The 7,225-nt window shown below is 70.4% G+C and carries 4 protein-coding genes; 1 reads left to right on the top strand and 3 read right to left on the bottom strand.

The window, feature by feature from the left end; all coding sequences use genetic code 11:
• The first annotated feature begins 442 nt into the window (after positions 1-442).
• The gene (locus tag ACWCWD_RS36980; RefSeq protein ID WP_450780033.1) at positions 443-2,707 is read left to right on the top strand and encodes a helix-turn-helix domain-containing protein; all 2,265 of its coding nucleotides are present in this window, start codon (positions 443-445) and stop codon (positions 2,705-2,707) included.
• 687 nt (positions 2,708-3,394) lie between these two features.
• Here the strand turns inward: ACWCWD_RS36980 and htpG are convergent.
• The 3 genes from htpG to ACWCWD_RS36965 form a co-directional block, all read right to left on the bottom strand.
• The gene (gene htpG / locus ACWCWD_RS36975) at positions 3,395-5,224 is read right to left on the bottom strand and encodes a molecular chaperone HtpG (RefSeq protein ID WP_450780032.1); all 1,830 of its coding nucleotides are present in this window, start codon (positions 5,222-5,224) and stop codon (positions 3,395-3,397) included.
• Positions 5,225-5,469: 245 nt separating this feature from the next.
• A complete protein-coding gene (locus tag ACWCWD_RS36970; RefSeq protein WP_450780030.1) occupies positions 5,470-5,910 on the bottom strand; it encodes a cold-shock protein in 441 nt (146 codons plus the stop codon).
• Positions 5,911-6,099: 189 nt separating this feature from the next.
• Positions 6,100-7,053 carry a hypothetical protein gene (locus tag ACWCWD_RS36965; protein WP_450780028.1) on the bottom strand — a complete coding sequence of 318 codons (954 nt, stop codon included), beginning with the start codon at positions 7,051-7,053 and terminating at the stop codon, positions 6,100-6,102.
• Positions 7,054-7,225 lie beyond the last annotated feature (172 nt).

Here is a 7,225-nt window from a genome sequence, read left to right as displayed (position 1 = left end):
GTATCGGGGCGGCCCTCCGCCTTGCGATCGCACGCACCGGACGCCGCCGGACCCGCCCTCCGGGCGGACGGCGCCACTTTCGACACACGCCCTAGTCGGAGCCGGGCTGACGCCCCACCCGCTGGAGCGGTGCCATCGGCAGGCCGCCGCTCACCCGGGCGCCGGGAGGCGGGGCACGGGCCGTTTGTCCCGCCCTCCGGCTCCCCGGATGGCGCCACCTCTGCCCCCCAACCTGGTCGGCCTCGGCCGGCCGCCGGCGCGCCGCCGCTGCGCGCAGGACGGATCCGGCCGAGCCCGCTGCGGCCGCGGCATGTCCGGACCATCGGCGCTGACCAGCACGTATCCCTCCCCGGATGATGCTGCGAGCCGCCCGATCGCTAGCCTGATCGCCAAGACGCGACCGTCCGTCCGGTGCGTGCGCAGAGAGCATCGGGAGGCAGGTATGGCGAGTTTCGGGGCACTGCTGCGGCAGATGCGGCAGGAGGCGTCGCTCACTTTGGAGGAGCTCGCCGAAGCCTCCGGACTCAGCGTGCGCGGCATCGGTGACCTGGAACGCGGACGCCGTGCCGTCCCGCAGCGGTCCACGATCGCGGCCCTGGCCCTCGGCCTGCGTCTTGACGACGCGGGCCGGGCCAGGTTCCAGGCGGCGGCACGCGCCGCCAGGCCCGTGGGCGAGCCTGCGGGGGGAGGACGGCTCCCCCGGGGCGTCGACGACTTCGTGGGCCGGCGCACCGAACTGGACAGGATGAGGACTCTCGCCGCCTCCGCCGAGAACGGGTACTGCCCCGTCATCGCGGTGTCCGGCTCCCCTGGGATCGGCAAGAGTTCGCTCGCCCTCCAGGCCACCCGTGAACTCGACAGCCACTTCCCCGCCGGCCGCACCGTCCTGGATCTGCGCGGCATGGACGAGGACCCGCCCGGGCCGGAGACGCTGACCTTGCGCTGCCTCAAGGCGTTCGGCGTCGCCGACCGTGACCTGGCCCGCAGCGGCCCGGAAGGCCATCCCGAGATGTATCGGGACGCCATGGCCGAGCAGCCCCGCCTGCTCGTACTGGACAACGCCCGCGACGAGGCCCAGGTGCGACCGCTGTTGCCCGGAGCGGGCCGGAGCATGGTGATCATCACCAGCCGACGCATGCTGACCGGCCTGAACAACGTGCACCGCATGCCGCTCGGGGAACTCACCGGGACCGAGGCGGAGACGATGCTGGCCGGCCTGCTGGGCACCGAGCGCGCCCACGGCGAAGCCGCGGCGGTCGCGCGCATCGCCGCCCTGTGCGGCAACCTGCCCCTCGCGCTGCGGGTGGCCGGCAACTGGCTCGCCACCCGCACAGGCTGGAGCGCCGATCGGTTCGCCGAACGCCTGTCCGCCGAGGGACGGCGTCTGGACTCGCTGGTCGCCGGCGACGTCCGCGTGGCCGCCGCCTTCGACCTGTCCTACCGCCGGCTGTCGCCTCCCGCCGCGCGGCTCTTCCGCCTGCTCGCACTCGTCCCCGGCCCCGACACGGCCACCGCCGGCGCCGGCGTCCTGACGGGGCTCGACCTCTTCGACGTCGAGGACGCTCTGGAGGAACTGGTCGAGACCGGACTGCTCGCGACCGACCGCGACCGCTACCGCCTCCACGACCTCCTGCGTCTGTTCGCCGAATCCAGGCTCAAGGCCGAGGACTCGGCGGTCGACGCCGACACGGCGCGCACCTCGCTGCGGCACTGGCTGCTCGACACCACCGTCCTGGCGGGCCGCTGGTACGAGCCGAAGCACGGGACCCCGACCACGCCGCCGGTCCTCGCGGACCTCTCCGACAGGAACAGGGCACGGCTGTGGCTCCAGGCCGAAGCCGACAACTGGCTCGGCGCGCTCCGTGCGGCCGCAGCCGCAGGCGAGCACGCCAGGGTCGTGGAGACCGCCGAGGCCATGCACTGGTTCTCCGACGAGTGGCTCTTCTGGGGTCACTGGACCGAGGTCTTCCGGACCGCCGCCTCCTCGGCCCGGTCACAGGGAGACCGGTTGGCCGAAGCAACTCAACTCAACTACCAGGCGTGGGCACTGACGATCTGTGACGGACGCCCCGAGGAAGGTGCCGAGTGCGCGGCCCAGGCGCTGGAGGCGGCGCGAGGGGCCGGGGACCTCACCCAGCAGGGGTGGTCCCACACCTACCGCGCCTGGGCACTGGCCCGTATCGGCGAGCCCTCCGCCGCGGCCGAACACAACGGACTGGCCGCTGACCTGTTCTCACGCGTCGGGGAGCGCCACGGCGCGGTGGCGGCGATGTTCGGACGCGCCGGCGCCCTCCTCGGGGCCGGCCGACTCCACGAAGCAGCCGACGCCTACCGGCAGTCGCTCGCCGCCGTCGAGGCTGCGGCCGAGACCTACGAGGCACCCTTCCTCCTGAACGCCCGGCTCAACGGCCACGGCGCACTGTCCGACGTCCTGATCGCCCTGCAACGTTGGGACGAGGCCGTGGAAGAACTGAACGTGTGCGTCGAACACGCCCACGACAGCGGCAACACCGGCATGGAGAGCCGCGCATACGCCCGCCTCGCACGAGCCCACCTGGGCGCCGGCCGACTCCGGGCCGCAACGGCCGCCTACCGGGCCGCGGCGGCGTTCGGAACCGGAGCCGAACCCGACGCGCGCAAGGAAGCGCAGGCCTACTTGGACCAGCACGGTCCGGATGATGACAGCGGGACCGCGTCCGACACCTGAACGGTGTCACATGCGAACGACCGGACGCTCTGCCGTCCTGCGGCAACGACGGTCGCTCCGGTCCGCCCGGGCCCGGAAGCGGGATCGCCATGTGTCAGGTCGGCAGGCGACAAACAGGGAGACGTGTCTGGCAAACGGTGTCGTCACTGAGCTTCTTCCAGGTGGCCACCGACGAGTGAGGGCCGTGAGCCGCAACGGGCGAGGCGAGCCCACCGCCCACGATCGCGGTGCAGCCTCAACCACACGACGTCAACCGCCAAAGCGAGACCACTCCGCTGTCGGGCTTGTGCAACGACCGTGCAAGATGATCTTGACTGCATGACGACACGCCAGAACAACTTGATGGGCCATCACTCTTTACGCAGAGTTGTCGCCGCAGCGACCTCGCTCATGCGGTCCTTTCGGGCGCGCCACTACCGAGCTGCGCGACCTACGTGTGGGCCACGGCCGGTGCGCTCTCCCCCACGTGAGCGGAAGTGAACCACCACTCCGGGTCGATCTGTTGGAACCGCCCTCCGGCGCCCCCTGGAGGGGGCGGGCCCGGACGGGGATGGGCCTGGACAGGGGTGGCCTGGACAGGGTTGGCCCGGACGACCACGATCTTGGCCACGCTCGGCCTCGCACACCGCGGACACGAATGCCGCGAGCACGGATGTGCTCGCGGCATTCGCCGTCATCGGCCGATCGTCACACGGTCCTGCTGAGGCGGCCGGCGAGCAGCCTGGCGAAGCGCGCCGGGTCGGCCAGGTCGCCCCCTTCCGCGAGCAGTGCGGTGCCGTAGAGCAGCTCGGCCGTCTCCGCCAGATCCGGGTCGGCGGCTCGCTGCTCGTACGCCGACTTCATCCCGCTGACCAGCGGGTGTTCGGGGTTCAGCTCAAGGATGCGCTTGACCGGCGGAACCTCCTGGCCCATCGCCCTGTACATCTTCTCCAGTGTCGGCGTGAGACCGTCCGCGTCACTGACCAGGCAGGCGGGCGAGCTGGTCAGGCGGGTCGTCAGACGTACGTCCTGGACCTCGTCGAGCGTCTCGTTGAGCCAGGTGAGCACGGCCGCGTAGGCGCCCGACTTCTCCTCGGACGGCTCCTCCTCGGAGGGCAGGTCGACCGCGCCGCGTGCGACGGACCGGAATTCCTTGCCCTCGTACTCCCGCACCGCCTCGACCCAGATCTCGTCGACCGGGTCGGTGAGCAGCAGGACCTCGTACTCCTTGGCCTTGAACGCCTCCATGTGCGGGGAGTTCACGACCTGTGCGCGGCTCTCGCCGGTCATGAAGTAGATCTTGTCCTGGCCGTCCTTCATCCGGGCGACGTAGTCGGCGAGGCTGGTGGGCTCGTCGCCGACGGTGGAGGCGAACGACGCGATGTCGAGGATCGCCTTCTGGTCCTCGGTCCCGTCGAGTAGGCCCTCCTTGACGGCGGGGCCGAACTCGCGCCAGAACGTGCGGTACTTGTCGGAGTCCTTCCTCATCAGGTCCTTGATCGTCGAAAGGACCTTCTTGGTGAGGCGGCGGCGCATCAGCTGGATGTGCCGGTCCTGCTGGAGGATCTCGCGGGAGATGTTCAGAGACAGGTCGGCGGCGTCGACGACTCCCTTGACGAAGCGGAGGTAGCCGGGCAGGAGGTCGCGGCTGTCGTCCAGGATGAAGACGCGCTTGACGTACAGCTGAATGCCGTGACGGGCATCGCGCTGGAAGAGGTCGTGCGGCGCGCGCGCCGGGATGAACAGCAGGGCCTCGTACTCGAAGGTGCCCTCGGCCCGCATCTGGATGATGTCGAGCGGCTCCGTCCAGTCATGGCTGATGTGCTGGTAGAACTCCCGGTACTCCTCGTCCGTGACCTCGGACCGCGGCCGTGCCCAGAGGGCCTTCATGGAGTTGAGGGTGTCGTCCCCCATCCGGATGGGGAAGGAGATGAAGTCCGAGTACCGCTTGACGATCTCCCGGATCTTCCATTCGTCGGCGAAGTCGTGCAGCGCGTCCTCTTCGTCGGCGGGCCGCAGGTACACGGTCACGGACGTGCCCTCCGGCACGTCGTCGGCGGCCTCGATGGTGTACGTGCCGTCGCCCTCCGATTCCCAGCGCACGCCCGCCGCCTCACCGGCCTTGCGCGTATGGAGGGTGACCTTGTCGGCGACCATGAAGACGGAGTAGAAACCGACCCCGAACTGGCCGATGAGCTCGGCCGATTCCTTGTTCTCGCGCAGCTTGCGCAGGGCTTCGGCAGTGCCTGACTTCGCGATGGTGCCGATGAGGCTCACCACGTCGTCGCGCGACATGCCGATGCCGTTGTCCCGCACGGTCAGGGTGCGGGCCTCCTTGTCGGCCTCGATGGCGACATGCGGGTCCTCGGCCGTGAGGCTCTCGTCCGTGAGCGCGGCGAGGCGCCGTTTGTCCAGGGCGTCCGAGGCGTTGGAGATGAGTTCGCGGAGGAAGATCTCCTTGTTCGAGTAGATCGAGTGGACCATCAGCTGCAGGAGCTGTCGCGCTTCGGCCTGAAACTCCAGCGTCTCGGTGGTCATGGCTTCCCTTCGGGTCAAAAGGTTGATCTGTGCGACGCCCACTTTTCCAGAATTCCAGGGACCGGGAAGGTGCGCACGTGCCGCTGCCCGGCACCGCCCGGTCGGGGCCGGGCCGAATTGGCTCCGGCCTCCGGCCGTACTCGGCTTCGTCGACGACAGCACTCCGTGCGGTGACCCGTAGTTCGCGTTCGTCGCCGACGGGGGCCGTCCCGGAACTGGCTCTCAGGGCGGCTCCGTCCGGGGAATCAGTCCTCGATCCAGCCGTGCCGGTTGCCCAGTGCCGCGAACTGCGCGCGCACGATCTGGATTTGATGACCAGTCAGTTCCGGTGCGGAGGTCAGCAGCAGCTCGGTCACCTCACGCGTGAACTCCGCGGAGCTGAGCACGTCGCACATCGGCTCCTGGTCCTCCGGCACGGACGCGTCGACCGCCGTGCGCCGCGGGGCGGGCAGGGCGGACGCCCGGTCCGAGGTGGTCTGCGCGTCACGGGCCAGCCGCACCTTGGACGCCTTGAGCCCACGGTCGCCGTCCTCGATCACGAACTCGACCATGAGACCGGAGCGCACTGTCCCCTCGGGAATGAGCAGGTCGTTCACATGAAGGAAGACGTCCTCCCCGCCGCCCTCCGGCGCGATGAAGCCGTAACCACGCATCCCGTCGAAACGGATCACTCGACCAGCGGCCATCCCGAACCCTCACTCCTCACACACCGCTCAACACCTTCATCCGATCGTCATCACCCCCCTTCCTGACGTCACGTTCGCAGGCGAACTCTTCGATCTTCATGCCGATTCCCGCAGGTCGGCGACTGTGCGGCAGGGTCTTCGCCGGTCCGGTGCGCAACCGGTGCAGACCCTCACCTGACGGAGGGCGGTCTACTGGAAGCTGAGCCGGTGCGGGTGGGAGGGATCGGCCGGGCAGGTGTGCACGCGCATCAGGCCCCGGCCGAGGTGGACCCCGGTCGGGTCGATGACGGGCGGGTCGCCGTGGGCGTCGCGGTCCTCCAGCGGCAGCCAGCTGCGCGAGGCGCCGTCGCCCTCCCATGTGGCCACGGTGAGCAGGGGCGGCATCGCCGTTCCGCACACCGGGCAGTCGACGGGTGCGGGGTCGGTCAGATGCCAGGACGCGAAGCCGCCGGCTTTCCAGCCGGGTGCGATCGACAGGTCGCTCATGTAGTCGATCCCGTCCGGCTCCGCCGCCCTGGCCGCAGCCATCGCCGCCTCGTACTCCTCGTACGTGGCGTACCCCGCCGACGGGGAGGGACCGCCCGTGTCCCCCTCGCCGTCCTCGGAGATCTCCTCCTCCCAGTCGGAGATCTCCTCCTGGAGCGTCTCGTCCAGCAGCCCGAAGTACTCGTGCTCCAGGACCTGTTCCGGGTGTACGACACACATGGTCGGTACGCACTCCGCGCGGCCGGCCACCAGGGGTTCCGGCTGCGGTGAGAGTACGGCGCCGACCTCGGCCGCGCGCCGCCATCCGAGGACGACGTCGATCGTGCGGGTGGGCCCGTGCACCTCGAAGGGGCACCAGAAGACCTGCAACAGGTCGTGGCCCTCGGGTCCCACGAGATCCGGGACGTCCGCGGTGAACAGCTGGGCGACCGCCAGCATCGGCAGGGGGGCGTCGTCGCGCAGGTCCGGGGCGTGGGCGCCCGGGACCATTCCGTCGAGCAGCCGCCGCTCCTCCTCGGTGTGGTCGTGGCCCCGGGCGTCGTTCGCGATGCGGCGGCGCAGCCGTACGTCGGAGAGGAGGTGGCCGGTGCCCTTCGGGTGTACCGCCGTGCAGACCGGCCACGGTTCCCCGGCCGGCCACAGCATGGGACCCGCCACGGAACTGTCCCGCGCCGTCGGCGTGCCGGGCCGGGGGTGCAGCCTGGTCGCTGTGCGCCGGTGGGCCGCGAGGGCGCGTGTCGAAAGTGGCGCCGTCCGCCCGGAGGGCGGGTCCGGCGGCGTCCGGTGCGTGCGATCGCAAGGCGGAGGGCCGCCCCGATACTGGATGTAT

The organism is Streptomyces sp. NPDC001493 (assembly GCF_053597235.1).
The sequence above is the reverse complement of the archived record's forward strand: the minus strand, read 5'-3'. Positions and strand labels throughout refer to the sequence as shown.

Coding starts and splice junctions, on each gene's coding strand:
- ACWCWD_RS36980 (WP_450780033.1), top strand. CDS start 443: ATGGCGAGTTTCGGGGCACTGCTGCGGCAGATGCGGCAGGAGGCGTCG.
- htpG (WP_450780032.1), bottom strand. CDS start 5,224: ATGACCACCGAGACGCTGGAGTTTCAGGCCGAAGCGCGACAGCTCCTG.
- ACWCWD_RS36970 (WP_450780030.1), bottom strand. CDS start 5,910: ATGGCCGCTGGTCGAGTGATCCGTTTCGACGGGATGCGTGGTTACGGC.